Origin of the sequence: Thiomicrorhabdus sp. Milos-T2, assembly GCF_000702325.1 — a bacterium.
Lineage (GTDB): Bacteria > Pseudomonadota > Gammaproteobacteria > Thiomicrospirales > Thiomicrospiraceae > Thiomicrorhabdus.
This window is the reverse complement of the sequence record NZ_KL370891.1, coordinates 1,599,790-1,624,506: the sequence shown is the minus strand read 5'-3', so window position 1 is coordinate 1,624,506 and position 24,717 is coordinate 1,599,790. Positions and strand designations below refer to the sequence as shown.

Below are 24,717 nucleotides of genomic sequence, written 5' to 3'. Positions count from 1 at the left end.
CTGATTATTTAATCGATGCCAAGTAGTTTATGTGTTTGCAAGCTCAGTTTCCATTTTGGGTGTTTTAAGCAATAAGCCACGGCTTGTTTAATATTGGCTTGAGTAATATTTGGGTCTTTATCATCCATAGGTTGAAGGTAAAAATAATCAAACTCTAAACCCGCTACTTTTTCCGGTAATAAGTCGGCTTGTGGATAAACCAACTTTAATTCATGGCCTTTGTCTAAAATGATGGGGGCATTGGCCTTAGGGCTCATGCAAATCCAGTCAATATTAACGGGAGCACTTTTGGTTCCGTTTGTTTCAACGGCGATTTCAAACTGATGGTGGTGCAATCTATCGATGAGCTCTTTGTCGACTTGTAGTAATGGCTCACCGCCGGTCAAAACAACAAAAGGCTGGATTTGAGGATTGGTAGGCCAAAATTTTAATAGGTGCTGGCAAAGTGCTTCGGCATCAGAGAATTTACCGCCATTCTGACCATCGGTTCCGATAAAGTCGGTATCACAAAATTGGCAAATAGCTTCACTACGATCAGCTTCTCGTCCTGTCCACAAGTTGCACTTGCTGAGTCGGCAAAAAATGGCTGGTCGTCCGCTATGAAATCCTTCTCCTTGTAGGGAGTAGAATACTTCTTTGACCGAATAACTCATTATTTGCTTCCTTTTGATTGATATTTGCTGTTTTGTGCGCCTATTTTACTATGTCAGATACAAGATGAAGTGATATAATTTGCGACTATTTTTTAATTTTACGCGAGTTGGGTTAATAGCGATGTCAGCAAAGACTTTATACGATAAATTGTGGGATGCGCATGTTGTGCGTCAAGAAGAAGATGGTACGGCGTTAATTTATATCGACCGTCAGTTACTCCACGAGGTAACTTCACCACAAGCGTTTGAAGGCCTGCGTATGGCAAATCGAAAGCCATGGCGTATTGATACTAATTTGGCTACGCCAGACCATAACGTGCCAACAACCGATTTAACCGGTGGTGTAGCCAGTATTGAAGATGCGGTTTCACGGATTCAAGTTGAAACCTTAGGTATGAATACGCGTGAATTTGGAATTACTGAATTTGCAATGGGTGATGTCCGCCAAGGGATTGTTCATGTTGTCGGTCCTGAAGAAGGCGCGACTTTGCCGGGTATGACCGTAGTGTGTGGTGATTCTCATACCGCAACACACGGTGCTTTAGGCGCATTAGCTCATGGTATTGGTACTTCTGAAGTTGAACATGTCTTAGCGACGCAGTGTTTGATTCAGAAAAAAATGAAAAACATGCTGGTGAAAGTTGATGGCAAATTACAGCCAGGAGTGGGTCCTAAAGATGTGGTGTTAGCCATTATTGGTGAAATTGGAACTGCCGGTGGAAACGGACATGCGATTGAGTTTGGTGGACAAGTTTTTAGAGATATGTCTGTAGAAGGGCGTATGACGGTTTGTAATATGGCCATTGAAGCGGGGGCGCGTGTTGGCCTGGTTGCGGTTGATGAAAAAACGATTGATTATGTAGAAGGACGTCCTTTTGCTCCTAATGCGGATCAATGGGAAGCGGCTAAGCAGGCCTGGCAGGATTTGAAGTCGGACGATAACGCTGTTTTTGATAAGGTAGTTGAAATTGATGGTTCTAAAATTGAACCTCAAGTTTCTTGGGGCACTTCGCCGGAGATGGTCTTAGATGTAAATGGTACGGTTCCAAATCCGGCAAAAGAGAGTGATCCAGTTAAAGCGGGTGGTATAGAGCGCGCCCTGGAATATATGGGGTTAAAAGCCGATATGTCTGTTAAAGATATTCCTGTGGATTTTGTGTTTATCGGTTCTTGTACTAATTCACGTATTGAAGACTTTAGAGCAGCGGCTGAAGTGTTAAAAGGTAAAAAAGTTTCGGATAAAGTTGAACAAGCACTGGCTGTTCCTGGTTCGGGATTGGTTAAGTTGCAAGCCGAAAAAGAAGGTTTGGATAAAATCTTTACTGAAGCCGGTTTTGAATGGCGTAACCCTGGATGTTCAATGTGTTTAGCTATGAATGCGGATAAGCTGCCAACAGGTAAGCACTGTGCCTCAACGTCAAATCGTAACTTTGAAGGGCGTCAGGGTGCAGGTGGACGTACACATTTGGTGAGTCCAGAAATGGCAGCGGCTGCAGCGGTCGCGGGTCACTTTGTTGATGTTCGTGACTACTTATAAGGCGGAGAAATAAGATGGATAAGTTTTTAAAAATGACCGCTATTGTGGCGCCAATGGATCGCTCAAACGTTGATACCGATGCGATTATTCCTAAGCAGTTTCTAAAATCAATTAAGCGCAGTGGTTTTGGCCCTAACTTGTTTGATGAGTGGCGCTATGAAGATGTAGGTGAACCGGATGCAGATAATTCTGGTCGCCCGTTGCGTAAAGAGTTTGTGTTAAATCAACCTCGTTATCAGGGCGCTAAGATTTTATTAGCCCGTGAAAACTTTGGTTGTGGTTCAAGTCGCGAACATGCGCCATGGGCTTTAAAAGATTACGGTTTTGATGTCGTTATTGCACCTAGTTTTGCTGATATCTTTTTTAACAATTGTTTTAAAAATGGTATTTTGCCTATTGTTTTAGATGAAGCGATTGTTGATGCGCTTTTTAATGAAGTGCATGCTGAAGAAGGTTATCAGTTAACGGTTGATTTAGAAAATACGCAAATTGTTAAGCCTGATGGAGAAATGGTAACGTTTGAAGTAGATAGTTTCCGACGTCACTGCCTGTTAAATGGGTTAGACGATATTGGGCTAACACTTCAGCATGAAGCCGATATTAAAGCCTATGAAGAAAAGACTAAGCAAACCGCGCCTTGGTTATTTGCCGGTTAATTGCATCAACAGGCTACCAGGCCTGGTAGGTTTGAAATAACGCTAAGAATTTAAAGTTTATAAAGTATATAAAGTTAAAGAGTATTTAAAATGACACAAGAAGTATTGATTTTACCTGGTGATGGTATTGGTCCTGAAATTACAGCTGAAGCGGTAAAAGTATTAGAAGCTTTAAAAGCGACAGATAATTTAGATATTAATATGACTGAAGATCTGGTTGGTGGTGCTGCATACGATGTGCACGGAGTACCTTTAGCGGACGCAACGATGGATAAAGCACTCGCTGCAGATGCGGTGTTATTAGGTGCAGTTGGTGGTTACAAGTGGGAATCACTTGATATTTCAGTTCGTCCAGAAAAAGGTTTGTTGCGTTTACGTTCAGAAATGCAGTTGTTTGCAAACCTTCGTCCTGCTTTTTTATACCCACAATTAGCCAGTGCTTCAACACTTAAACCAGAAGTAGTGGCAGGTTTAGATATTTTGATTGTACGTGAGCTTACCGGTGGTATCTACTTTGGTCAGCCTCGTGGGATTCGTACTTTAGAAAATGGTGAACGCCAGGGATACAATACTTACGTTTATTCTGAATCTGAAATTAAGCGTATTACTCATGTTGCTTTCCAAGCAGCAATGAAACGTAATAAAAAGCTAACCTCTGTGGATAAAGCAAATGTTTTAGAAGTAACTGAGTTATGGCGTGAAATTGTTGATGATATTGCCAAAGAATATCCAGAAGTTGAAGTCAATCATATGTATGTCGATAACGCGGCGATGCAGTTGGTGTTAAATCCTAAACAGTTTGACGTTATGGTAACCGGTAACATGTTTGGCGATATTTTATCTGATGAAGCGTCAATGTTAACGGGTTCAATTGGTATGTTGGCTTCTGCTTCGTTAGATGCTAATAATAAAGGGATGTATGAGCCAAGTCACGGTTCTGCACCTGATATTGCTGGCCAAAATTTAGCAAACCCTTTAGCGACGATTCTTTCAGCAGCGATGATGTTGCGTTACTCTTTAGGACGTGAAGACTTAGCTGTTAAGATTGAAAATGCAGTGGGCAGTGTATTAGATCAAGGGTTACGTACCGGTGATATTTTCTCTGACGGAATGACTCGTGTTTCTTGTAGTGAAATGGGTGATGCTGTTGTAGCCGCTCTTTAAGGGTATATAAACAGTATATAGCAATATAGTAGATGAGAAATTACTTTACCGTCACCATTAGTGATGTGCATGGCTCACGTCACTATTCTTTTAAGCATTTTTTTAGAAAATTTGCTTGGTTAATTCTAGCGATTTTCTTGCTTATTTGGTCGGTGGGGGCGGTGTCCTTATGGTGGTTAACTTATCAAGCTAATGAGATGGAAGCTCACAACAAAAAGATGGTTGAGGCTTATAACCAGGTTTTGCTAAAGATTAAAGATGATTATCAAAATTTACTTAATGAGAAAAGTGAACTTGAGCAAGATCTTGAGAAGAAAAATGCTCAAGTTGAATTCTTAGATGAATCTTTACAAGGGTTAGAGAGTTTAGTGGGTATTGATCCCGAAGCGCCTGAAAAACTTCCTTATAAAGAACGTGTAAAGTTGGTTCAGCTCAATTCATTAGGCAAAAACTTGATGTTAAGCATGATTCCAAGTGGTATTCCTGTCTCTAAATTTGAAGGCATTTCCAGCCCATTTGGATATAGGGTTCATCCAATAACGGGTAAACGAGAGCTTCATGGTGGTATAGATTATAGAGGCCCTATGGGCGAAACCGTTCTTGCAACAGCGGAAGGCGTTGTGCAGTATTCTGCTTATAACAAAAAAAGTGGTTATGGTAATTTAGTGACTATTTTACACGCTAACGGCTTTAAAACTCGCTATGGCCATCTTAGTCAACGTTCTGTTAAAGAGGGCGATATTGTGACTAAGGGCCAGAAAATAGGTGAAATTGGATCAACGGGTCGGTCGACGGGTCCACATTTACATTATGAAGTTTGGTTTTTACATCATAGATTAAATCCACAGCCTTTCGCAAAGTGGACGATTGAAAACTATGATGGCATTTTTACAAAAGTTAAAGGGGTACCATGGGCATCTTTAAGTCAAAACGTCAATCAAATCGTGAAGAAGGTGGAAAAACAATTATCGCCGAAGGCTGCAAAATTAGCGGTGAAATAACCGAATTAAAAGGTTCTTTGCATATTGATGGATGTGTAGAAGGGGTGATTGATAGTGCATTTGATGTTTCAATTGGCCTTTCTGGTCAAGTATCCGGCCTGGTAAAAGCTAGAACGATTGTTCTGAGTGGTACGCTGGAAGGTAAGGTAGCTTGTGAAGGCGTGGATATCTTAAAAACCGGTAAATTGATTGGTGAGCTGATTAGTGGTGAATTAACCATTGAAACGGGCGGTAAGTTTATTGGCCAGAGTCATGAAATGACAGAAGGTGGAATGGTAGTTAGTTTACCTGAAACGTTTGCTCAATTGAGTGTTCAAAAAGATATAACCGATAAATCAGATAAACCAAATGAAAAAGATAAGCAAGAACAACCCAAAACCTTAACAGATGAATCAACGTCCGATTAGTCTGTTGTTTTAAAAAGAGACCTTTGCACGAGATTATGCACAAGTAAAAATGGTTAAAATTCACCCGATTTTTGTTGTACCCCAAGGGCACTTCCGTTGGGCGACACCTTGCGAATAGCTAGCTATTCCCTGCGTTTTCCGCCGCAAACGAAGAACTCGACGCCCGAAGGGGTAAGTCGAGAATCAGGCAAATTTTACCTCATTTTTCTTTCGCACCCATCTCGTGCAAAGGTCTCAAAAAGAAATTAATAATTTAGTGTCGACTCGCTAGAGTTGGCGGTTTGAAGGAAAAGAAATGACAAAGTTATATGATATTGCGGTTGTTGGAGCAACAGGTGCTGTAGGTGAAACGATTTTAAAAGTACTAGAAGAACATAAATTTCCAGTCGGAAATTTATACCCTTTAGCTAGTAGTCGCTCTGCAGGTAAAAAAATTGAGTTTAATGGTGCTTGGGTAACCGTCCTTGATTTAGAAACTTTTGATTTTTCTAAAGCTCAAATAGGCCTGTTTTCTCCAGGCGCAAGTGTTTCTAAGATTTATGCCCCTAAAGCTGCTGAAGCGGGATGTATTGTTATTGATAATACTTCTGAATTCCGTTATGACGATGATATTCCATTGGTTGTACCAGAGGTGAATCCTGAAGCCATTGCCGGTTACAAAAATCGTGGCATTATTGCCAACCCAAATTGTTCAACTATTCAAATGATGGTTGCACTTAAGCCTATTTACGATGCGGTAGGAATTACCCGAATTAATGTGGCAACATATCAAGCGGTTTCAGGGACTGGTAAGGATGCCATTGAAGAGTTAGCTAAGCAAACTGCGAACTTATTAAATATGAAAAAAGCGGAATCTAAAGTTTATCCTAAGCAAATTGCTTTTAACTGTATTCCTCAAATTGATGTATTTATGGAAAACGGTTACACCAAAGAAGAGATGAAAATGGTGTGGGAAACCAAAAAAATAATGGGTGATAATGATATTTTAGTTAACCCAACAGCGGTACGTGTACCAGTGTTTTTTGGTCACAGTGAAGCGATTCATATTGAAACTAAAGAAAAAATGACAGCCGAACAAGCCAAAGCATTATTTGCTAAGACAGAGGGTGTTGTTTTGATTGATGAGCAAGTTGATGGAGGCTATCCTACTGCTGTTTCAGATGCCGCTGATAGCGATCCTGTTTATATTGGCCGTATTCGTGAAGATATAACGATTCCTAATGGTTTAAATTTATGGGTTGTAGCCGACAATGTTCGTAAAGGGGCTGCAACCAATACCGTACAAATTGCTGAAGCATTAATAAAAGATTACATTTAATCCTGTGAAACGGTTTGCGCTTTGTATTGAGTATTTAGGTACTAACTATTGCGGCTGGCAGAGACAAAGTCATTGTGACTCCGTTCAAGCGCAAGTTGAGAAGGCGTTGTCTAGTATTGCAAATCAGCCGATTGATTTAAATTGTGCGGGCAGAACCGATACCGGTGTTCATTCAGTAGGCCAAATTGCTCATTTTGAAACTGAAGTTACCAGGCCTGGTAAAGCTTGGGTGCAAGGCGTCAATACACAATTACCGGGTGATATTCGTGTGCGCTGGGTTAAAGAGATGGACAATGAATTTCATGCAAGATTTTCAGCGGTTGCCCGGCAATATCGGTACGTGATTTTTAATCGTAACGTTCACTCAGCTGTGTTGCATAATCGCGTGACTTGGGAGCCTTATTCTTTAGAGGAAACGCTTATGCATGAAGCCGCTCAAACTCTAATTGGGGAACATGACTTTAGTTCCTTTAGGGCATCCGCTTGCCAAGCCAGTCATGCCATGCGTGAGCTTCAATCCATTAAAGTTACGCGTAAAGGCGATATGGTTTTTATTGATATTCAGGCTAATGCCTTTTTGCATCACATGGTACGAAACATTGCAGGATCATTGATGTTAGTGGGTAAAAAACAGAAGCCTACTGAATGGATAGCTGAATTATTATTAGCCAAAGATAGAACCTTAGCGGCAGCGACAGCGCCGGCGAGTGGTTTATACTTTGTTAATGCAATTTATCCCGAAGAATGTGCTATGCCAATGGTTAAATTGAACGAATTGTTGTGGCAGTAGCCTAAATAGAGACCTAGTATGATGGATTTCAGCTTAACGGTACATAGCAAGAGATAATATGCCTTTACGAACTCGTGTTAAAATTTGTGGTCTAACCTCTGTTGAGGATGCGCTTACTGCGGTAAATTTGGGAGCAGATGCAATTGGGTTGGTTTTTTATGAACCAAGCCCAAGGTTTGTTGATATAGAGCAGGCTGCTAAGATTGCTCAAGCAATACCTGCGTTTGTCACTAAAACGGCTCTTTTTGTAAATCCTGATAAGGGTTATGTTGAAGAGGTGTTAGCAAAGGTTAATATTGATTTGCTTCAGTTTCATGGAGATGAAACTGCAGAGTTTTGCGAGCAGTTTAATCGGCCTTATATTAAAGCGGTAAGAATGCAAGAGTCGACTGACCTTGAGGTTTTATCTCAAATGTTTAGTCGTTCTTCAGGGTTATTATTGGATGCTTATGTACCAGGTGTTCCTGGTGGAACCGGTGAGCAGTTTAACTGGTCTTGGATTCCAAAAGAATTTGCTTTGCCGATTATCTTAGCCGGTGGTTTAGTCGCAGATAATGTTAAACAAGCAATTCAAACAGCACAGCCTTGGGCTGTTGATGTGAGTGGCGGGGTTGAGGCGAGTAAAGGTGTGAAGTCACCAGAAAAAATTAAGCAATTTATGCAACAAGTAATGAGTACAGTTGAATGACAGTAGAATTTTCTAAGTTTCCAGATAAAAATGGCCATTTTGGACCTTATGGTGGGATTTTTGCACCAGAAACTCTTATGGCTGCTTTGGAGCAGTTAAACCAGGAATACGAAAGTGTTAAAACTGATCCTGCGTTTTTAAGTGAGATTGCGAATGATTTAAGAGATTATGTAGGTCGTCCTACGCCTCTTTATTATGCAGAGCGATGGTCCAAAGAGCTGGGTGGAGCAAAAATCTACTTAAAACGTGAAGATTTAAACCATACTGGTGCCCATAAAGTGAACAACACGATTGGCCAGGCTTTGCTTGCAAAGCGTTTAGGTAAAACTCGTATTATTGCAGAAACCGGTGCAGGACAGCATGGTGTGGCAAGTGCAACGGTTGCGGCTCGTTTAGGTTTGGAATGTGTTGTTTATATGGGGGCGGATGATGTGGTTCGTCAATCTCCTAACGTAGCCCGTATGAAAATGCTAGGTGCAAAAGTTGTGGCGGTTGAATCGGGTTCACGTACTTTAAAAGATGCTTTAAACGAAGCGATGCGTGACTGGGTAACCAATGTAGATGATACCTTCTATATTATTGGTACGGTTGCTGGCCCACATCCTTATCCCGCTATGGTAAGAGATTTCCAAGCGGTGATTGGTGAAGAAGCTCGCGAGCAGCATTTAGAGAAAGAAGGTAAATTGCCTGATGCGTTATTAGCTTGTGTTGGCGGTGGCTCTAATGCCATAGGCCTATTCCATAAGTTTTTAGCCGATGAGTCTGTAAAAATTTACGGTGTTGAACCCGCTGGACATGGTCTTGAAACGGGTGAACATGCCGCTCCATTGAGCAAAGGTACGCCTGGTGTTTTGCATGGTAACCGTACGTATTTAATGCAAGATAAAAATGGTCAAATTTTAGGGACTCACTCTATCTCAGCTGGATTAGACTATCCTGGTGTAGGTCCTGAACATAGTTGGTTAAAAGATATTGGTCGTGTAAATTACGTTGCCATTAATGATGAAGAGGCTTTACAAGGTTTTAGAGATTTGACTCGTTTTGAAGGGATTATTCCAGCGCTAGAAACCAGTCATGCCATAGCTTATGCAACTAAACTTGCCCCTACAATGTCTCCAGATCAAACGATTGTTATCAACCTTTCGGGGCGTGGTGATAAAGATATGAATACAATTGCGCAAATTGAAGGCTTTGAATTTTAAAAATAGCATTGCCAAATTTTAACATTGGCTCTGTAACTGTTTTTAATAAGAGATAAATAATGAGTAGACTACAAAATACACTAGCAAATTTAAAAGCCAATGGAAAAACGGCCTTAATTCCTTATATTACAGCGGGAGATCCTGAACCCAATGCTACGTTGGATTTAATGCATCTTTTGGTTGAAAAAGGCGCAGATATAATTGAATTAGGTGTGCCTTTTTCGGATCCCATGGCGGATGGTCCGGTTATTCAAAAAGCCGTTGAACGAGCACTTGAACATAATGTGAGTTTGGATGACGTTTTAGAGTTTGTGCGCGTATTTCGTGAAACCAACGATAAAACACCAATTGTTCTGATGGGATATTTAAATCCCGTTGAAGCAATGGGGTATGAGGCGTTTGCTAATGCGGCAAGTTCGGTTGGTGTCGATGCTATTTTAACCGTTGATATGCCACCAGAAGAATCGTTTGGGTATAAAGAAGCACTTGATTCAAGTGGATTAGATCGTATTTTTTTGGTATCTCCAACCACACCAAGTAGCCGTTTAAATGCGGTTAATGAAAAAGGTAGTGGCTTTGTTTACTATGTTTCTTTAAAAGGGGTAACGGGCTCTAAAGAATTAGATGTTGTCGATGTTGAAGAGCAATTAAATAGACTTAAGCAATCTATCACTCATCCCATTGGAATTGGCTTTGGAATTAAAAACGCAGAAATGGCCTATGCCATGGCTAAGTTAGGAGATGCCGTTATTGTCGGTTCATCCTTAGTGAGCTTAATTGAAGCAAATGCATCAAAAGGTTTATATGATGTGCATTTGGCGATTGGCGAGAAGATGACAGAATTCCGCGAAGCAATTGATCGCGCAGATGCTAATCAATAAAGTAACAAATAATGGGTTATAACTTAACCATATTCATCAGGAGTAAATATGAACTGGTTTGAAAAGATTTTACCAAGTATCAAACAAGTAGCAGAGCGTAAAAAATCAGTACCAGAAGGGCTTTGGACTAAGTGTCCTAAGTGTGAAAGCACACTTTATCGCTCTGAAGTAGCTCGTAACCAAGAAGTTTGTCCAAAGTGTGATCATCACATGCGTTTGGGTGGACGTCAGCGGTTGGAATCTTTTTTAGATGAGAACAGTTTTGCTGAAACATCGGTAAATGTCTCTCCAGTTGATAGACTTAAATTTAGAGATTTAAAAAAGTACAAAGATCGTATAGTTCAATCGCAAAAAGTGACCGGTGAAAAAGATGCTTTGATTACTGGTTCAGGAACGATCAATGGTTTACCAATAATGGCTGCCGCCTTTGAATTTAAGTTTATGGGTGGTTCAATGGGTTCCGTTGTGGGTGAAAAGTTTGTTCGTGCTGTTGATCAAGCCATAGAAGATAAAACGCCTTTTATTTGTTTTTCAGCAAGTGGGGGCGCACGTATGCAGGAAGCGTTGTTTTCACTTATGCAAATGGCTAAAACCAGTGCTGCTTTAGGACGTTTAAGAGCTCAAGGTTTACCATTTATTTCGGTGTTGACAGATCCTACGATGGGTGGGGTTTCTGCAAGTTTTGCGATGTTAGGTGATTTGAACGTGGCTGAGCCAAAAGCGTTAATAGGTTTTGCTGGCCCACGAGTGATAGAGCAAACCGTACGTGAAAAACTTCCAGAAGGTTTTCAGCGCAGTGAGTTTTTATTAGAACACGGAGCGATTGACCGCATTATTCATCGTCATGATCTACGTAATGAGTTGGCTGATATTTGTAAAATGTTACAAAACAAACCCGCCTAATTCAGTCTATTTTTGAATGCCTTTTGTTAATATAAAATCAAAGTTTAAAATTAGATGAATACTCCAAATAACCAGTCAAGCCTGCAGCAATGGGTTGACTGGTTACTGCATTTACATGCCCAAGAAATTGATTTGGGACTAGAGCGAGTTAGCTTAGTTGCCAATCAAATGCAAATTACCAGGCCTGCTCCTTTTATTATTTCAGTTGCCGGGACAAATGGTAAAGGGTCAAGTGTCGCTATGTTAGCCTCGATTCTTAAAGAAGCGGGTTATAACGTAGGGACTTACACCTCTCCTCATATTCTTAAGTTTAATGAACGTATACAAATTAATGGTATTTCAGTTAATGATCAAAAGATTGTTGATGCCTTTACGTCTATTGAAAACCAGCGCAAAACAACAAAGCTAACCTATTTTGAGTTTTCTACCTTAGCGGCCTTAGAAATTTTTAAACAAGCATCATTAGATGTTGTGGTTTTGGAGGTGGGTTTAGGTGGGCGTTTAGATGCGGTTAACTTGGTAGATGCGGATGCTAGTTTAATTACGGCAATTGATGTGGATCATATTGATTGGTTAGGTGATGATAGAAATGTGATTGCGGTGGAAAAAGCGGGGATTATGCGTGAGGGTAAAGTGAGTGTTTGTTCAGACCCTAATCCACCGGGTACTTTGTTAGAGTATGCGTCTAACTTAAATGCAAATTTAGCTTGTCTAGATAAAGATTTTAATTATTATTCAGATGAAAATAACCACCAGGCCTGGTGGTTTGATTTTAAACCAATAAATAATGAATCTTTGCGCTTAAATAAGCCAGGTTTGCAGGGTGAATTTCAGTTGCAAAATGCCGCTGGTGTTGTGGCTTTACTTCAAAAAGTTCAACAAGAATTACCTGTTTCTATTCAGGCTATAAATCTAGGACTGACTCAAGTACAGCATCCAGGACGAATGCAAAGCTTACAGATAAACAACCAGGCCTGGTTAGTTGATGTTGCGCATAATCCTCAATCTGCTCAAGCACTCGCCGACTATTTAATTAAACAAGAGAATGATTTAACCCAATCTATTGCGGTATTTTCAGCTTTAAACGACAAAGATATGCTACCGATGATAAAAGCTATTGCTCCTTTTGTAAGTGAGTGGGTGGTTGCTGATCTTAATATTCCAAGGGCCACGAGTGTAGAGCAATTAACAGGGTTAATAATGCAGGCTGGTGTTAAGGAGAAAGCTATTTTAGGGTTTGAATCTATTGCATTGGCAGTTGAATATGCTCAAAGTGCAGAGACTGAAAAAGTATTAGTTTGGGGATCATTTTTTACCGTTTCTCAAACCTTAGAATCATTACAAAGTGAGCAGTAAGTCATGGATTTAGTGAGTAAATATCGCTTAGTCGGTGCTACGATTTGGTTGATTTTGTTGGTGATTATTGTGCCGCAATGGTACAGCGAACCCGTAAATTTTGTGCCCGAAGGTTTTCAGCAGCCAACGACTAAAAGCACATTGCCCATTGTGGAGCATGCATACCGCTTGCCTAAGCGTGATGAGCAGCCGTTAACGAATGGTCAAGCACAAAACCAGATTGAGCATCAAAAGCAAGCGGTTTTGACCGCTAAAGACTCAACGAATCAAACTAATGTGGCTTCTCAAGCAATAGATATCGAGAAACAAAAAAAATTGCATCAAAAACTCCGTCAACTTGACAAGGTGAGTGATAATGCAAAATTTACCGGGCAATGGATTGTTCGTTTAATCGCTTTTGCAGATATTAAAGAAGCGAACGACCTTTTAGGCCAATTAGATTCAGAGTATGACGTATATATTAAGTATTTTGAAAGAAGTAAGGTCTATTCTGTGAGAGTAGGCCCTTATATTTCTAAAGCTAAAGCTGAGAAAGATAAGCGTAAATTAGATAGAATGTTGCATACCAAAAGTGAGGTTGTGCAACTTCCTTAAACCCCTTGGTAAGATTTACTTAGTTGACTGGGTAGGGCTTATATAAAGGAAAAGACCATATTATGATTATGGTTTTAAATCGTTATTTGTAAGTAAGAGAGTGTGCGAAGATGTGCGGTATTGTTGGGATTGTATCGGGTTCTGGAACAAATGTTAATCAGGAAATCTATGATTCTTTAACCATTTTGCAGCATCGTGGGCAAGATGCGGCGGGTATTGTGACCTGTCAAGATGGGCGCTTTTATCAGCGTAAAGATAACGGAATGGTAAAAGACGTTTTTAGAACCAGACACATGCGAGACCTTCACGGTAGTATGGGGATTGGACACGTTCGTTATCCAACCGCGGGTTCTTCATCTAGTGCTGAAGCACAGCCTTTTTATGTGAATTCACCCTACGGAATTGCGATGGGGCACAACGGTAACCTAACCAATGCCGAAGAGGTTGCAGAAGAAATTTATCGTACAGATTTGCGTCACTTAAATACCAACTCTGATTCCGAAGTGTTATTGAATGTCTTTGCGCATGAGCTTATGCAGCAAAAAAAGCTGTTTATTGATCAAGAAGATGTTTTTAATGCGGTTAGAGCGGTGCATAAGCGTGTAAAAGGTGGCTATGCTGCGGTAGGCATTATCTCTAATATCGGGGTTGTTGGATTTCGTGACCCTTATGCTCTTCGTCCAGTTGTGGTTGGTAAGCGCGAGACACCCAATGGTACCGATTATATGATTGCCTCGGAATCGGTTGCTTTGGGAGGTTTGGGCTTTACATTAGAAAAAGATTTGGCACCTGGTGAAGCGGTTGTGATTACTGAACAGGGGGATATTTACTATAAGCAATGTGCTGAAAACCCTCAATACACGCCCTGTATATTTGAGTATGTCTATTTTGCCCGCCCTGATTCGATGATGGATGATATTTCGGTCTATAAGTCTCGTTTACGTATGGGTGAGAAGTTAGCAGAAAAAATTCTACGTGAATGGCCTGACCATGATATTGACGTAGTTATGCCGATTCCGGATACTAGCCGTACCTCAGCTTTAGAGTTAGCGTCAAAATTAGAACTTCCATATCGTGAAGGTTTAATGAAAAATCGCTATATTGGACGTACTTTCATAATGCCGGGTCAACAATTGCGTAAAAAGTCAGTTCGTCAAAAGTTAAATCCTATTAATCTTGAGTTTGAAGGTAAAAATGTACTATTAGTCGATGACTCTATTGTGCGTGGTACAACCTCTGGACAAATTGTTGAAATGGCTCGTGAAGCGGGGGCGAATAAAGTTTATTTTGCTTCTGCCGCACCAGCGGTTAGATATCCATATGTATATGGTATTGATATGCCTTCGGCCAGTGAATTAGTGGCGAATAATCGTACAACGGAAGAAATAGCTGAATTTATTGGTTGTGATAAGTTGATTTATCAAGATTTAGAAGACTTGATTGATGCGGTTAGTGTTGGGAATGAAAATATTCCAAAATTTGATACATCATGCTTTAGCGGTGAATACATTACGGGTGACATTTCACCAGAATATTTAGCATCTTTAGACACAAGTCGTAATGATGATGCCCAAACAACAAAAAAAGCGCCAGGACAAGAGACCGTTGGTCTTTATAATGGTAATTAATGACTGGGGTTTAAGTGGACAATTTTGAAATAGAGACACTGGCTATTAGAGCCGGTTATGATCAAACCGCTGAGCAAGAAAATAGTGAGGCCATTTTCCCTACCTCAAGCTTTCGCTATGAATCAGCCGCTCAAGCTGCAGCTCGTTTTAGTGGAGAGGAAGAGGGGAATATCTATTCACGGTTTACCAATCCTACCGTAAGAGCATTTGAGAAAAGACTGGCTTTAATGGAAGGGGGTGAATCTTGCGTTGGTACGGCTTCGGGTATGTCGGCAATTTTATCGACTTTTATGGGGTTATGCCAAGCCGGTGACCATATTGTCTCTTCGCAAAGTATTTTTGGAACCACAAAGGTTCTGTTTACTAAATACTTAGCTAAGTTTGGGGTAGAGGTTACCTTTGTCTCTCAGACAAATATTGCAGAATGGCAATCGGCTATTCAAGAGAATACCAAGGCATTCTTTTTAGAAACACCATCAAACCCATTAACTGAAGTGGCAGACTTAAGTGCGCTTAGCGCTTTAGCGAAAGCGAATGCTTGTTTGTTAATAGTGGATAACTGTTTTTGTACCCCCGTGTTACAAAGACCTTTGGAGCAGGGTGCAGATATTATTATTCATTCCGCAACGAAGTTTATTGATGGGCAAGGTCGAGGAATTGGCGGTGCTGTTGTCGGTTCTGCAGAATTAATTGAGGAACCTGTTAGAGGGTTTATGCGAACAGCGGGCCCGACAATGAGTGCATTTAATGCCTGGATGTTTTTAAAAGGTTTAGAAACATTACCCGTTAGAATGCGTGCACATTGTGAAAGTGCTAGAGAGCTTGCTCTATGGCTTACTAACCATTCTGCAGTTGAATCAGTTTTTTACCCAGGTCTAGAATCTCATCCTCAGTTTGAACTTGCACAAAAACAACAGTCTGCTGGCGGTGGTTTGGTGAGCTTTAAAGTTAAAGGTAGTACAGAGGATGCTTGGAGCGTGATTGATAATACCAATATGTTATCTATTACCGCTAACTTAGGGGATGTCAAAACAAGTATTACTCATCCTGCAACAACGACACATAGTCGAGTTGAGCCTGAAGCAAGGTTGCAAGCCGGAATTACGGATAACTTAATTCGTGTATCAGTGGGATTAGAGTCGATTGAAGATATTAAACAAGATTTGGCAAGGGGTTTAGATAAGCTCGTTTAAATTGTCAGATTGAGTTTTATGGATAGTTTATTGATAAAATATAAAAGGGTTAGGCCTAAAGCTTTAACCCTTTTAAATGCATTTTATCTAGGTAGAGGTAATTCTGTCTCTTCGCTTTGGCGATAGATAACGCAGATTTTACCAATAGTTTGAACAAGTAACGCTCCGGTCTGCTCTAGAATATAGTCAACGATTTTTTTTCTATCTTCACGGTCAGCGGAAGCCATTTTTATTTTAAGTATTTCATGGTGTTCGAGGGTGCTTTCTAGTTCAGCCATCAAACTTTCTGTCACCCCGTTTGCTCCAATAATAATCATTGGGTTTAAGCCATGAGCGATTCCTCGCAAGTATTTCTTTTGGTTTGTTGTAAGTTTTTCAGGTTGGCTCATTGAAATATCCAGTTGAAGTCATTATTAATAATTTAAAGTTTTATATATTGTAGTTGAAAATACATTATGGCGAGAAGTAAATCGAGTGCAGGTTGGTTAAAAGAACATTTTGACGATCCTTATGTTTTAAAGGCAAAGCAAGAAGGATGGCGCTCACGGGCTGTTTATAAGCTTCAAGAGGTTGATGACAAAGATAAGTTATTCAAGCCTGGTATGTGTGTTGTTGATTTAGGTGCCGCTCCAGGAGGTTGGTCTCAGTGGACAACGCATAAGATTGGAGGTAATGGAGAGGTGTTTGCCTTAGATATTCTTCCGGTAGAACCTTTTGCTGGAGTAACTTTTATTCAAGGTGATTTTAGAGAGGATGATGTTTACAATCATTTACTAGCTTCTTTGGATGGGCGTGATGTAGATGTAGTTATGTCTGATATGGCACCCAATATGAGTGGCAATAAAGGGGTTGATATCCCACGAGCAATGTATTTGGTTGAGCTGTGTGTTGAATTGGCGGATCAAGTCTTAAAGAAAAATGGAGATTTGCTAATGAAGGTTTTTCAAGGTGAAGGCTATAATGAATTAATGAATGATCTTAAGTCTAAGTATACCAAGGTCATAACTCGTAAACCCAAGGCTTCAAGAGCGAGAAGTAAAGAAATATACCTGTTAGCACGCGGTAAAAAATCCTAATTAATAAGAGACCTTTGCACGAGAGTATGCGCGAGTAAAAATGGTTAAAATTGACCTGATTTTTGTTGTAAACCTTGTGAATAGCTAGCTATTCCCTGCGTTTTCCGCCGCAATCAGGCAAATTTTCCCTCATTTTTCTTTCGCACCTATCTCGTGCAAAGGTCTCAATAAGCAATGATGATTAAATTTGATAAAACTTCAATAAGTTTTATTTATGAAAAAATGTGATAAAGTAGCCGTATTAAGAAATTAAGCGGTTGAATGTGTTTTAAGAGACTTGTTTACAATTAATTTGTGTAGAATTAGTTGTAAACAAGTCTCTTTGAAAAATACATAGATTAGAAAGAGTAAGGTTAATAATGAAAAACGATATGCTAAAAAATGTACTAATTTGGACAGTAGTAGCGATGGTGTTGATGTCTGTCTTCAATCATTTTAGTACTCAAGGGCAAAATTCTTCTAGTCGCTTAGACTACTCAGATTTTATTGAGCAAGTTCACCTTCAGCAGGTAAGTAAGGTTTCTATTGAAGGCCAAACCATTCGTGGTGTTTACACCAACGGTGATGCCTTTACCACTTATAATCCTGGCGACCCTGGTTTAATGGGGGACTTGTTAGACAATCACGTAAAAGTGAGTGCTCAACCACCAGAACAGCAAAGTGTTCTGATGCAAATATTCATCTCATGGTTCCCAATGCTACTGTTAATTGGTGTGTGGATTTTCTTTATGCGCTCTATGGGTGGCGGTGGAATGGGCGGCAAGGGTGGCCCAATGTCATTCGGTAAAAGTAAAGCAAGAATGCTTACTGATGATCAGAACAAAGTTACTTTAGATGATGTGGCAGGGGCAGATGAAGCTAAGCAAGAAGTTGGTGAAATTGTTGATTTCCTAAAAGACCCAACTAAATACCAAAACTTAGGTGGAAATATTCCTCGTGGAGTGTTGATGGTTGGTCCTCCAGGGACAGGTAAAACCTTATTAGCAAAAGCCATTGCCGGTGAAGCGAAAGTTCCTTTCTTTACTATTTCAGGTTCTGACTTTGTTGAAATGTTTGTAGGTGTCGGTGCTTCACGTGTTCGAGATATGTTTGAACAGGCTAAGGCGCATTCTCCATGTATCATTTTTATTGATGAGATTGATGCGGTTGGTCGTAGTCGTGGTTCCGGTATGGGTGGTGGAAATGATGAGCGAGAGCAAACATTAAACCAAATGCTGGTTGAAATGGATGGTTTTGAAGGCAATGAAGGCGTTATTGTTATTGCTGCGACTAACCGTGCTGATGTACTTGATCCGGCTCTACTTCGTCCTGGGCGTTTTGAACGCCAGGTTAGTGTCGGTTTACCTGATATCCGTGGTCGTGAGCAAATCTTGAAAGTGCATATGCGTAAAGTTCCTTTAGCTGATGATATTGAACCGTCAGCAATTGCTCGTGGTACGCCAGGATTTTCTGGTGCTGATTTAGCCAACTTAGTTAATGAAGCTGCTCTTTTTGCCGCGCGTAATAACCAAAAGTTAGTAACTCAAAAACATTTTGAGCAAGCTAAAGATAAGATTCTTATGGGTGTTGAACGTAAGAGTATGGTTATGAGTGAAAAAGAGCGTCGTATGACCGCTTATCACGAGTCTGGCCATGCAATTGTTGGTTGGGTAGTGCCTGAGCATGATCCTGTTTATAAAGTTAGTATCATGCCAAGAGGAAGAGCTTTAGGTGTCACTATGTATCTTCCAGAAGAAGATAGCTATAGTTACAGTAAGCGTAAATTGGAGAGTCAGCTTTCTAGTTTGTACGGCGGTCGAATTGCTGAAGAGTTAATTTATGGTCCTGATTCGGTAACAACGGGTGCCAGCAATGATATTGAAAGAGCAACAAGTATTGCCCGAAATATGGTAACTAAATGGGGTCTTTCAGATAGTTTGGGGCCTCTTATGTATGAAGAAGAAGACAAGGGCGGCTTTATGGGAACATCTCGTAATGCCAATGTTTCAGGAGAAATTTCTAAAGAAATCGATCATGAAATACGTAATTTGATTGATCGTAACTATCAAAGAGCTACAGATATTTTGAAGGATCACTCTAAAGAGTTAGAAGAAATGACTGAAGCGTTAATGAAGTATGAAACGATTGATGCTCAACAAATTAAAAATATTATGGAAGGTCTTCCTGCAGGTGAACCAAAAGATTGGCAGGATTCTGATGATAATAGTTCTAATTCCTCAAGCGGCACAGAAGTTGAATCGCAATCTGAAACTGAAAAAGAAGCGGATATGGTTAAAGATGACTTGAGTGGTGAAAATTCAGATAAAGATAATGAAAATGGTGAGCCAAAGCTTCACTAAAATTATTTATTAGAGACCTTTGCATGAGATAGGTGCGAAAGAAAAATGAGGAAAAATTTGCCTGATTGCGGCGGAAAACGCAGGGAATAGCTAGCTATTCGCAAGTTTTTCAACAAAAATCGGGTGAATTTTAACCATTTTTATTCGTGCATACTCTCGTGAAAAGGTCTCTATTAATAAATGAAACCCCGAATTTCGGGGTTTTTTTTTGGATAAGATAATCTCATAATTAGTTATTTATATGATTTTATATATTTTTTTAAAAAGAGTGTGCCTCAATGTTTGATTTAAAAAAAGAATTACAAACAAAACATTTAACCAGGCCTGGTACTCCTTTGGTGATGGGGATATTAAATGTGACTCCCGATTCATTCTCTGACGGAGGGTTATTTATCTCTCAAAAGCTCATGGAAGTAAGAGTTGTAAACATGATTGAAGAAGGGGTTGATATAATAGATGTTGGTGGTGAATCTACCAGGCCTGGTGCAGCCATAGTTTCTTTAGATGTTGAGTTGAATAGAGTGTTGCCAGTTATTGAGTGGGTGACTCAACGATTTGATGTCCCTATCTCAATCGATACTTATAAAACACAAGTTATGTATGAGTCCATTCAGGCAGGAGCTAGTATTGTTAATGATGTTAATGCTTTACAGTCTGAGGGTGCAGTTGAATGTGTTGCTCAAGCGGGCGTTAGTGTCTGTTTAATGCATAAAAAGGGCGAGCCAGCCAATATGCAGGTTGCTCCTTCATATGATGATGTGATTGATGAAGTAAGGTCTTTTTTATTGCAAAGAGTAGAAGCTTGTGAAAAGGCTGGTATAGAAAAAAACAGGATAATATTAGACCCCGGATTTGGATTTGGTAAGACTTTAGAGCATAATGAACGGCTGTTTGTAGAGATGTCTGAATTTGTAAATTTAGGTTACCCAATTTTAGCTGGCGTTTCGCGTAAACGAATGATTGGTGAAATCTTAGGTGGCGTAGATATGAGCGGTCGTTTGCATGGTAGTGTAGCGGCAGCGATTTTAGCTGGAATTAAAGGCGCTGAAATTGTTAGAGTGCACGATGTTGGACCTACAGTGGATTCTTTTAAAGTTATCAGTCATTTGAATGCATAGCAGGCCAGCTTTTATTGAAAAGATTTGATTGCTAGTACTTAAGTTAGAAGGTTTTAATGGAAGACGTAAAGAAGAAGTATTTTGGAACAGATGGAATACGTAACCGAGTAGGGTCAGGCATGATTCGTCCTGATCAAATTCTTAAGTTGGGTTGGGCAACAGGCAAGGTGATGAAGGCTCGTGGTGAGTCTAAGGTAATGATTGGTAAAGATACCAGAATATCAGGTTACATGTTTGAATCTGCTTTAGAAGCCGGATTTATTGCAGCAGGTATTGATGTGATGTTATTAGGGCCGATGCCAACGCCAGCAGTTGCTTACCTTGCGCAAACTTTTCATGCTGATGCCGGTATTGTTATTAGTGCGTCTCATAATCCTCATCATGATAATGGAATTAAGTTTTTTTCATCGCAGGGTAAAAAGATTAGTGATGAAATAGAATTAGAAGTTGAAGCGGCTTTTGAAGAAGAGATAGAAGTAGTGCCTTCTGAGTTACTTGGAAAAGCAAGGCGTATAGATGATGCTGCTGGACGATATATTGAGTTTTGTAAGAGTACTTATGACCCGCAGATTAAGCTTGATGGGTTTAAAATTGTTTTAGATTGTTCAAATGGTGCAACCTATCATATTGCTCCTCATGTGTTTGAAGAATTAGGCGCCGAAGTGTTTACGATTGGGGTTGAGCCTAACGGAATCAATATTAATGATGAATGCGGAGCCACGCATGTAGAAAGTTTGCAAAAAGAAGTGTTAAAACAAAAAGCAAACTTGGGTATTGCCTATGATGGTGACGGCGACCGAGTCGTAATGGTGGATGAGTATGGCAAGGTTGTTGACGGTGATCTAATTCTTTATATATTAGCAATGCATTCAGGGTTAATGGTTAAAGGTGTTGTTGGAACGGTAATGAGTAACCTTGGTGTTGAAAACGCACTTAAAGAAAAAGGTATTGATTTTCACCGGTCACAGGTCGGTGATCGCTATGTTATGCAAAAACTTGTAGAGGATGATTTGAATTTTGGCGCAGAGCCATCGGGTCATGTTTTATGTTTAAATAAAATTTCAACGGGAGATGGAATTGTTGCATCATTACAAGTTTTATCGGCATTAATTACTACTGGGAAATCATTGGCCGAATTGACGAGTGAAGTGTCTTTTTATCCACAAATTTTAAAGAATAAACGAGTTGATGATGCACAGAAGATTATGGCGTCATCAGTGCTGATTAATGCAATAACTCAAGCAGAACAACGCCTTGGCAACCAAGGTCGAGTATTGGTAAGAGCTTCCGGTACTGAGCCGTTAATAAGAGTTATGGTTGAAGGTGCTGATGCAGAGTTAGTTGAATTGTTAGCAAATGAATTAATTAATGTAGTGGAATCAGAAATTTCATAAAAATGCAATATTGTTTTTAGTAAAAGAAAAAGCTAATATTGTAAAACTTTTGTGTTGGAGATTAGTAAATGAGAAAGCCATTTGTCGCAGGGAACTGGAAAATGCATGGTTCAAAAGCGTCTATTTTGAGCTTGGTAACAGGGCTAAATGCTAAAGCTGACCAACTTGAAAATGTAGATGTCGCTGTTTGTCCACCTGCAGTTTATATTGACTACACTCAACGAGTACTTTCAGGTGCAGGGATAGCGTTAGGAGCACAGAATATGGCTGTTGAGCCTATTCAAGGCGCTTATACCGGTGAAAATTCTGTTGAGATGTTAAAAGATTTTGCTTGTGATTATGTGATTTTAGGTCATTCAGAACGCAGAGCTATTTACGGTGAAACAGATTCTGAGATTGCGCAGAAAGTTAAAGTTGCTTTAGAAGCCAATGTTACACCTATTCTGTGTGTTGGTGAAACACTGGAAGAGCGTGAATCGGGTGTTATGGAAGGGGTTATTGCAACTCAATTAGATGCCGTTATAAATTTAGTGGGAATCGATGCGTTTGCACAAATTGTTATCGCATATGAGCCTGTTTGGGCTATCGGTACTGGTGTTACTGCTTCTCCTGCACAAGCTCAAGAAGTTCATGCTTTTATTCGCGGCAAGTTAGCTGCGTTAAATTCTGCTGTTGCAGATAAAGTAATTATTCAATATGGTGGAAGTGTAAAACCAGGTAACGCTAAAGAGTTATTTGGTCAAGCAGACATCGACGGTGGATTAATTGGTGGTGCATCATTAGATGCAGACGATTTCATCGCAATTTGTAAAGCGGCGGGTTAAACATGTTTGGAATTGTATTAACAATACATTTAATTATTGCTCTTATTCTTATTGCACTTGTTTTAGTGCAGCACGGAAAAGGAGCAGATGCAGGGGCTAACTTTGGTGGTGGTTCCTCACAGTCTGTATTTGGTAGTGGTGGTTCAGCTACTTTTCTATCAAGAATGACGGCTGTAGTAGCAACAATCTTTTTTATTACAAGCTTGGTTCTAGCTTATATAGGCAGTCAGCAAGCTAAGGGTTACCAAAGTGTTACCCAGACACCTGTAGAACAGGTTAAAGTTGAAAAAGACAATAAAGCGCCAGTTGTCCCTGAATAAAAAGTTTACTGCCGATGTGGTGAAATTGGTAGACACGCTACCTTGAGGGGGTAGTGGCGCAAGCTGTGCCGGTTCGACTCCGGCCATCGGCACCATATTTTTATGCTATTGCATTGATGTGATAGCGAATTAAACCTAGACGAGGTCTAAAACCCATGCTAGAAAATTATCTTCCTGTCTTAGTATTTATCGTGCTAGGAGCCCTTTTTGGGGTAGGTCCAATATTAATCGGATATCTATTAGGTCCGCAAAAGCCAGATGCAGAAAAGAACTCACCTTATGAGTGTGGTTTTGAGGCTTTTGAAGATGCTCGTATGAAGTTTGATGTACGTTTTTATCTTGTAGCGATTTTATTTATTATTTTTGACTTAGAAATTGCATTTTTATTCCCGTGGGCGATTGTTTTAGATGAAGTTGGTACTTTTGGTTTATTAGCCATGGGTGTGTTTTTATCTTTATTGGTTGTTGGGTTTATTTACGAATGGAAAAAAGGAGCGCTGGAATGGGAGTAGAAGGCGTTTTAAAAGAAGGGGTTGTAACCACTTCTGCGGATAAGTTAATCAACTGGGCGCGAACAGGGTCTCTGTGGCCAATGACGTTTGGTTTAGCTTGCTGTGCAGTAGAAATGATGCATGCAGGTGCATCTAGATATGATTTAGATCGTTTTGGAATTATATTTAGACCGAGTCCTCGACAATCAGATGTAATGGTTGTGGCTGGAACATTGGTTAACAAAATGGCACCCGCCTTGAGAAAGGTTTATGACCAAATGGCTGAACCACGCTGGGTTATTTCAATGGGGTCTTGTGCAAATGGCGGTGGTTATTACCACTACTCATATTCCGTAGTACGAGGATGTGACCGAATTGTCCCTGTTGATGTTTATGTTCCAGGATGTCCTCCAACGGCAGAAGCTTTGTTGTACGGTATTGTTCAGTTACAGAACAAAATTAAACGTACCAATACCATTGCTCGATAAGAATTAAAGAAAGTAGACATTACTATGAAACAGTCAGTATTAGATTTACAAAGCAATGTTAATAAAGAGCTAGGTGATTCTGTTGTTTCTTCTAATATCGCATTAGATGAGTTAACAATTGAAGTTGCCCCTAGCAATGCTTTTAATGCTCTTAAACATTTACGAGATGGGTTAGGTTTTGAACAGCTTATTGATCTTTGTGGTGTTGATTATTTAGATTATGGCCAAGCAAATTGGGAAACGATGACAGCGGTTAACAGTGGTTTTAGCCGAGGAGTGTTTGATTTTGCTGAAGATGATTCTTCAGAAGCCGATTCAATGGAAAGGCGTTTTGCAGTCGTTTACCACCTTCTTTCTGTCTCAAATAACCAAAGAATTCGTGTCAAGGTATATCCAGAAACGACTCAAATGCCTACAGTAGATAGTGTTATGGATATTTGGAGTGTAGCAAATTGGTTTGAACGTGAAGCCTTTGACTTATTTGGTATCTTATTTAAAGGGCATCCAGATTTACGAAGAATTCTTACTGATTATGGTTTTGTTGGGCATCCTCTTCGAAAAGACTTTCCGCTGGTTGGAAATGTTGAAATGCGCTACGACGCAGATAAAGGTCGTGTTATTTACGAACCTGTCTCTATAGAAAATAGAGTAAATGTACCTCGTGTGATTCGTAAGCAATCGCCTAGCAACGTGTAA

Annotated in this window: 26 protein-coding genes and 1 tRNA gene; 25 read left to right on the top strand and 2 right to left on the bottom strand. The window is 40.0% G+C overall.

Annotated elements, in window-relative coordinates; all coding sequences use genetic code 11:
- Nucleotides 1-8: 8 nt before the first annotated feature.
- Nucleotides 9-653 (bottom strand): 7-carboxy-7-deazaguanine synthase, encoded by a 645-nt coding sequence (gene queE, locus BS34_RS0107420; RefSeq protein ID WP_029407898.1) that lies wholly within the window; start codon nt 651-653, stop codon nt 9-11.
- Nucleotides 654-774: 121 nt separating this feature from the next.
- Between queE and leuC the strand changes: the two genes are divergently transcribed.
- The 15 genes from leuC (at nt 775) to BS34_RS0107345 (ending at nt 15,971) form a co-directional block, all read left to right on the top strand.
- A complete protein-coding gene (gene leuC, locus BS34_RS0107415; RefSeq protein WP_029407897.1) occupies nt 775-2,190 on the top strand; it encodes a 3-isopropylmalate dehydratase large subunit in 1,416 nt (471 codons plus the stop codon).
- A gap of 14 nt (nt 2,191-2,204) precedes the next feature.
- Entirely contained in the window at nt 2,205-2,846 is a 642-nt protein-coding gene (leuD, locus tag BS34_RS0107410; RefSeq protein ID WP_029407896.1) for a 3-isopropylmalate dehydratase small subunit, read from the top strand.
- 90 nt (nt 2,847-2,936) lie between these two features.
- On the top strand, nt 2,937-4,010 hold the full coding sequence (gene leuB, locus BS34_RS0107405) for a 3-isopropylmalate dehydrogenase (RefSeq protein ID WP_029407895.1): 1,074 nt from the start codon (nt 2,937-2,939) through the stop codon (nt 4,008-4,010).
- A gap of 32 nt (nt 4,011-4,042) precedes the next feature.
- Complete coding sequence (locus tag BS34_RS0107400; protein WP_029407894.1) at nt 4,043-5,011, top strand: M23 family metallopeptidase; 969 nt, start codon at nt 4,043-4,045, stop codon at nt 5,009-5,011.
- On the top strand, nt 4,921-5,418 hold the full coding sequence (locus BS34_RS0107395) for a bactofilin family protein (RefSeq protein WP_084151588.1): 498 nt from the start codon (nt 4,921-4,923) through the stop codon (nt 5,416-5,418). Before BS34_RS0107400 ends, BS34_RS0107395 begins: the two co-directional genes overlap by 91 nt.
- Nucleotides 5,419-5,713: 295 nt before the next feature.
- Nucleotides 5,714-6,736: an aspartate-semialdehyde dehydrogenase gene (locus BS34_RS0107390; protein ID WP_029407892.1), complete on the top strand. Its 1,023-nt coding sequence runs from the start codon at nt 5,714-5,716 to the stop codon at nt 6,734-6,736.
- 4 nt (nt 6,737-6,740) lie between these two features.
- The gene (gene truA, locus BS34_RS0107385; protein WP_029407891.1) at nt 6,741-7,526 is read left to right on the top strand and encodes a tRNA pseudouridine(38-40) synthase TruA; all 786 of its coding nucleotides are present in this window, start codon (nt 6,741-6,743) and stop codon (nt 7,524-7,526) included.
- A 58-nt stretch (nt 7,527-7,584) separates the two neighbouring features.
- Nucleotides 7,585-8,214: a phosphoribosylanthranilate isomerase gene (locus BS34_RS0107380; protein WP_029407890.1), complete on the top strand. Its 630-nt coding sequence runs from the start codon at nt 7,585-7,587 to the stop codon at nt 8,212-8,214.
- Nucleotides 8,211-9,416, top strand: coding sequence for a tryptophan synthase subunit beta (gene trpB, locus BS34_RS0107375; protein ID WP_029407889.1), 1,206 nt, complete (start codon nt 8,211-8,213; stop codon nt 9,414-9,416). The genes BS34_RS0107380 and trpB overlap by 4 nt, the downstream gene beginning before the upstream one ends.
- Nucleotides 9,417-9,475: 59 nt before the next feature.
- Nucleotides 9,476-10,297, top strand: coding sequence for a tryptophan synthase subunit alpha (gene trpA, locus BS34_RS0107370; protein ID WP_029407888.1), 822 nt, complete (start codon nt 9,476-9,478; stop codon nt 10,295-10,297).
- Nucleotides 10,298-10,345: 48 nt separating this feature from the next.
- Nucleotides 10,346-11,200 carry an acetyl-CoA carboxylase, carboxyltransferase subunit beta gene (gene accD / locus BS34_RS0107365; protein ID WP_029407887.1) on the top strand — a complete coding sequence of 285 codons (855 nt, stop codon included), beginning with the start codon at nt 10,346-10,348 and terminating at the stop codon, nt 11,198-11,200.
- A 54-nt stretch (nt 11,201-11,254) separates the two neighbouring features.
- Nucleotides 11,255-12,556, top strand: coding sequence for a bifunctional tetrahydrofolate synthase/dihydrofolate synthase (folC, locus tag BS34_RS0107360; protein WP_029407886.1), 1,302 nt, complete (start codon nt 11,255-11,257; stop codon nt 12,554-12,556).
- A gap of 3 nt (nt 12,557-12,559) precedes the next feature.
- Nucleotides 12,560-13,150: an SPOR domain-containing protein gene (locus tag BS34_RS0107355; RefSeq protein WP_029407885.1), complete on the top strand. Its 591-nt coding sequence runs from the start codon at nt 12,560-12,562 to the stop codon at nt 13,148-13,150.
- Nucleotides 13,151-13,260: 110 nt separating this feature from the next.
- Nucleotides 13,261-14,778: an amidophosphoribosyltransferase gene (gene purF, locus BS34_RS0107350; RefSeq protein WP_029407884.1), complete on the top strand. Its 1,518-nt coding sequence runs from the start codon at nt 13,261-13,263 to the stop codon at nt 14,776-14,778.
- A 14-nt stretch (nt 14,779-14,792) separates the two neighbouring features.
- On the top strand, nt 14,793-15,971 hold the full coding sequence (locus BS34_RS0107345; RefSeq protein ID WP_029407883.1) for an O-succinylhomoserine sulfhydrylase: 1,179 nt from the start codon (nt 14,793-14,795) through the stop codon (nt 15,969-15,971).
- 83 nt (nt 15,972-16,054) lie between these two features.
- On the opposite strand, the gene yhbY is transcribed toward BS34_RS0107345, so the two are convergent.
- Nucleotides 16,055-16,360, bottom strand: coding sequence for a ribosome assembly RNA-binding protein YhbY (gene yhbY / locus BS34_RS0107340; protein ID WP_029407882.1), 306 nt, complete (start codon nt 16,358-16,360; stop codon nt 16,055-16,057).
- Between the two features lie 66 nt (nt 16,361-16,426).
- Between yhbY and rlmE the strand changes: the two genes are divergently transcribed.
- From rlmE to BS34_RS0107290, 10 genes are all read left to right on the top strand, one after another.
- Nucleotides 16,427-17,047 carry a 23S rRNA (uridine(2552)-2'-O)-methyltransferase RlmE gene (gene rlmE, locus BS34_RS0107335; RefSeq protein ID WP_029407881.1) on the top strand — a complete coding sequence of 207 codons (621 nt, stop codon included), beginning with the start codon at nt 16,427-16,429 and terminating at the stop codon, nt 17,045-17,047.
- 359 nt (nt 17,048-17,406) lie between these two features.
- Nucleotides 17,407-19,386, top strand: coding sequence for an ATP-dependent zinc metalloprotease FtsH (ftsH, locus tag BS34_RS0107330; protein WP_029407880.1), 1,980 nt, complete (start codon nt 17,407-17,409; stop codon nt 19,384-19,386).
- 278 nt (nt 19,387-19,664) lie between these two features.
- Nucleotides 19,665-20,504, top strand: coding sequence for a dihydropteroate synthase (folP, locus tag BS34_RS0107325; protein ID WP_029407879.1), 840 nt, complete (start codon nt 19,665-19,667; stop codon nt 20,502-20,504).
- A 56-nt stretch (nt 20,505-20,560) separates the two neighbouring features.
- Nucleotides 20,561-21,898 carry a phosphoglucosamine mutase gene (gene glmM / locus BS34_RS0107320; RefSeq protein ID WP_029407878.1) on the top strand — a complete coding sequence of 446 codons (1,338 nt, stop codon included), beginning with the start codon at nt 20,561-20,563 and terminating at the stop codon, nt 21,896-21,898.
- A gap of 68 nt (nt 21,899-21,966) precedes the next feature.
- Nucleotides 21,967-22,722 (top strand): triose-phosphate isomerase, encoded by a 756-nt coding sequence (gene tpiA / locus BS34_RS0107315; protein ID WP_029407877.1) that lies wholly within the window; start codon nt 21,967-21,969, stop codon nt 22,720-22,722.
- 2 nt (nt 22,723-22,724) lie between these two features.
- On the top strand, nt 22,725-23,042 hold the full coding sequence (gene secG, locus BS34_RS0107310; protein WP_029407876.1) for a preprotein translocase subunit SecG: 318 nt from the start codon (nt 22,725-22,727) through the stop codon (nt 23,040-23,042).
- Between the two features lie 10 nt (nt 23,043-23,052).
- Nucleotides 23,053-23,137 (top strand) — tRNA-Leu (locus BS34_RS0107305).
- A gap of 60 nt (nt 23,138-23,197) precedes the next feature.
- Nucleotides 23,198-23,554, top strand: coding sequence for an NADH-quinone oxidoreductase subunit A (locus tag BS34_RS0107300; protein ID WP_029407875.1), 357 nt, complete (start codon nt 23,198-23,200; stop codon nt 23,552-23,554).
- On the top strand, nt 23,545-24,021 hold the full coding sequence (locus BS34_RS0107295) for a NuoB/complex I 20 kDa subunit family protein (RefSeq protein ID WP_029407874.1): 477 nt from the start codon (nt 23,545-23,547) through the stop codon (nt 24,019-24,021). Before BS34_RS0107300 ends, BS34_RS0107295 begins: the two co-directional genes overlap by 10 nt.
- Nucleotides 24,022-24,045: 24 nt before the next feature.
- Nucleotides 24,046-24,717 carry an NADH-quinone oxidoreductase subunit C gene (locus tag BS34_RS0107290; protein WP_029407873.1) on the top strand — a complete coding sequence of 224 codons (672 nt, stop codon included), beginning with the start codon at nt 24,046-24,048 and terminating at the stop codon, nt 24,715-24,717.

Coding starts and splice junctions, on each gene's coding strand:
- tpiA (WP_029407877.1), top strand. CDS start 21,967: ATGAGAAAGCCATTTGTCGCAGGGAACTGGAAAATGCATGGTTCAAAA.
- leuD (WP_029407896.1), top strand. CDS start 2,205: ATGGATAAGTTTTTAAAAATGACCGCTATTGTGGCGCCAATGGATCGC.
- folP (WP_029407879.1), top strand. CDS start 19,665: ATGTTTGATTTAAAAAAAGAATTACAAACAAAACATTTAACCAGGCCT.
- ftsH (WP_029407880.1), top strand. CDS start 17,407: ATGAAAAACGATATGCTAAAAAATGTACTAATTTGGACAGTAGTAGCG.
- leuB (WP_029407895.1), top strand. CDS start 2,937: ATGACACAAGAAGTATTGATTTTACCTGGTGATGGTATTGGTCCTGAA.
- BS34_RS0107295 (WP_029407874.1), top strand. CDS start 23,545: ATGGGAGTAGAAGGCGTTTTAAAAGAAGGGGTTGTAACCACTTCTGCG.
- leuC (WP_029407897.1), top strand. CDS start 775: ATGTCAGCAAAGACTTTATACGATAAATTGTGGGATGCGCATGTTGTG.
- folC (WP_029407886.1), top strand. CDS start 11,255: ATGAATACTCCAAATAACCAGTCAAGCCTGCAGCAATGGGTTGACTGG.
- glmM (WP_029407878.1), top strand. CDS start 20,561: ATGGAAGACGTAAAGAAGAAGTATTTTGGAACAGATGGAATACGTAAC.
- BS34_RS0107300 (WP_029407875.1), top strand. CDS start 23,198: ATGCTAGAAAATTATCTTCCTGTCTTAGTATTTATCGTGCTAGGAGCC.
- rlmE (WP_029407881.1), top strand. CDS start 16,427: ATGGCGAGAAGTAAATCGAGTGCAGGTTGGTTAAAAGAACATTTTGAC.
- BS34_RS0107380 (WP_029407890.1), top strand. CDS start 7,585: ATGCCTTTACGAACTCGTGTTAAAATTTGTGGTCTAACCTCTGTTGAG.
- accD (WP_029407887.1), top strand. CDS start 10,346: ATGAACTGGTTTGAAAAGATTTTACCAAGTATCAAACAAGTAGCAGAG.
- trpB (WP_029407889.1), top strand. CDS start 8,211: ATGACAGTAGAATTTTCTAAGTTTCCAGATAAAAATGGCCATTTTGGA.
- trpA (WP_029407888.1), top strand. CDS start 9,476: ATGAGTAGACTACAAAATACACTAGCAAATTTAAAAGCCAATGGAAAA.
- BS34_RS0107290 (WP_029407873.1), top strand. CDS start 24,046: ATGAAACAGTCAGTATTAGATTTACAAAGCAATGTTAATAAAGAGCTA.
- purF (WP_029407884.1), top strand. CDS start 13,261: ATGTGCGGTATTGTTGGGATTGTATCGGGTTCTGGAACAAATGTTAAT.
- BS34_RS0107355 (WP_029407885.1), top strand. CDS start 12,560: ATGGATTTAGTGAGTAAATATCGCTTAGTCGGTGCTACGATTTGGTTG.
- secG (WP_029407876.1), top strand. CDS start 22,725: ATGTTTGGAATTGTATTAACAATACATTTAATTATTGCTCTTATTCTT.
- BS34_RS0107390 (WP_029407892.1), top strand. CDS start 5,714: ATGACAAAGTTATATGATATTGCGGTTGTTGGAGCAACAGGTGCTGTA.
- BS34_RS0107395 (WP_084151588.1), top strand. CDS start 4,921: ATGGGCATCTTTAAGTCAAAACGTCAATCAAATCGTGAAGAAGGTGGA.
- BS34_RS0107400 (WP_029407894.1), top strand. CDS start 4,043: ATGAGAAATTACTTTACCGTCACCATTAGTGATGTGCATGGCTCACGT.
- queE (WP_029407898.1), bottom strand. CDS start 653: ATGAGTTATTCGGTCAAAGAAGTATTCTACTCCCTACAAGGAGAAGGA.
- yhbY (WP_029407882.1), bottom strand. CDS start 16,360: ATGAGCCAACCTGAAAAACTTACAACAAACCAAAAGAAATACTTGCGA.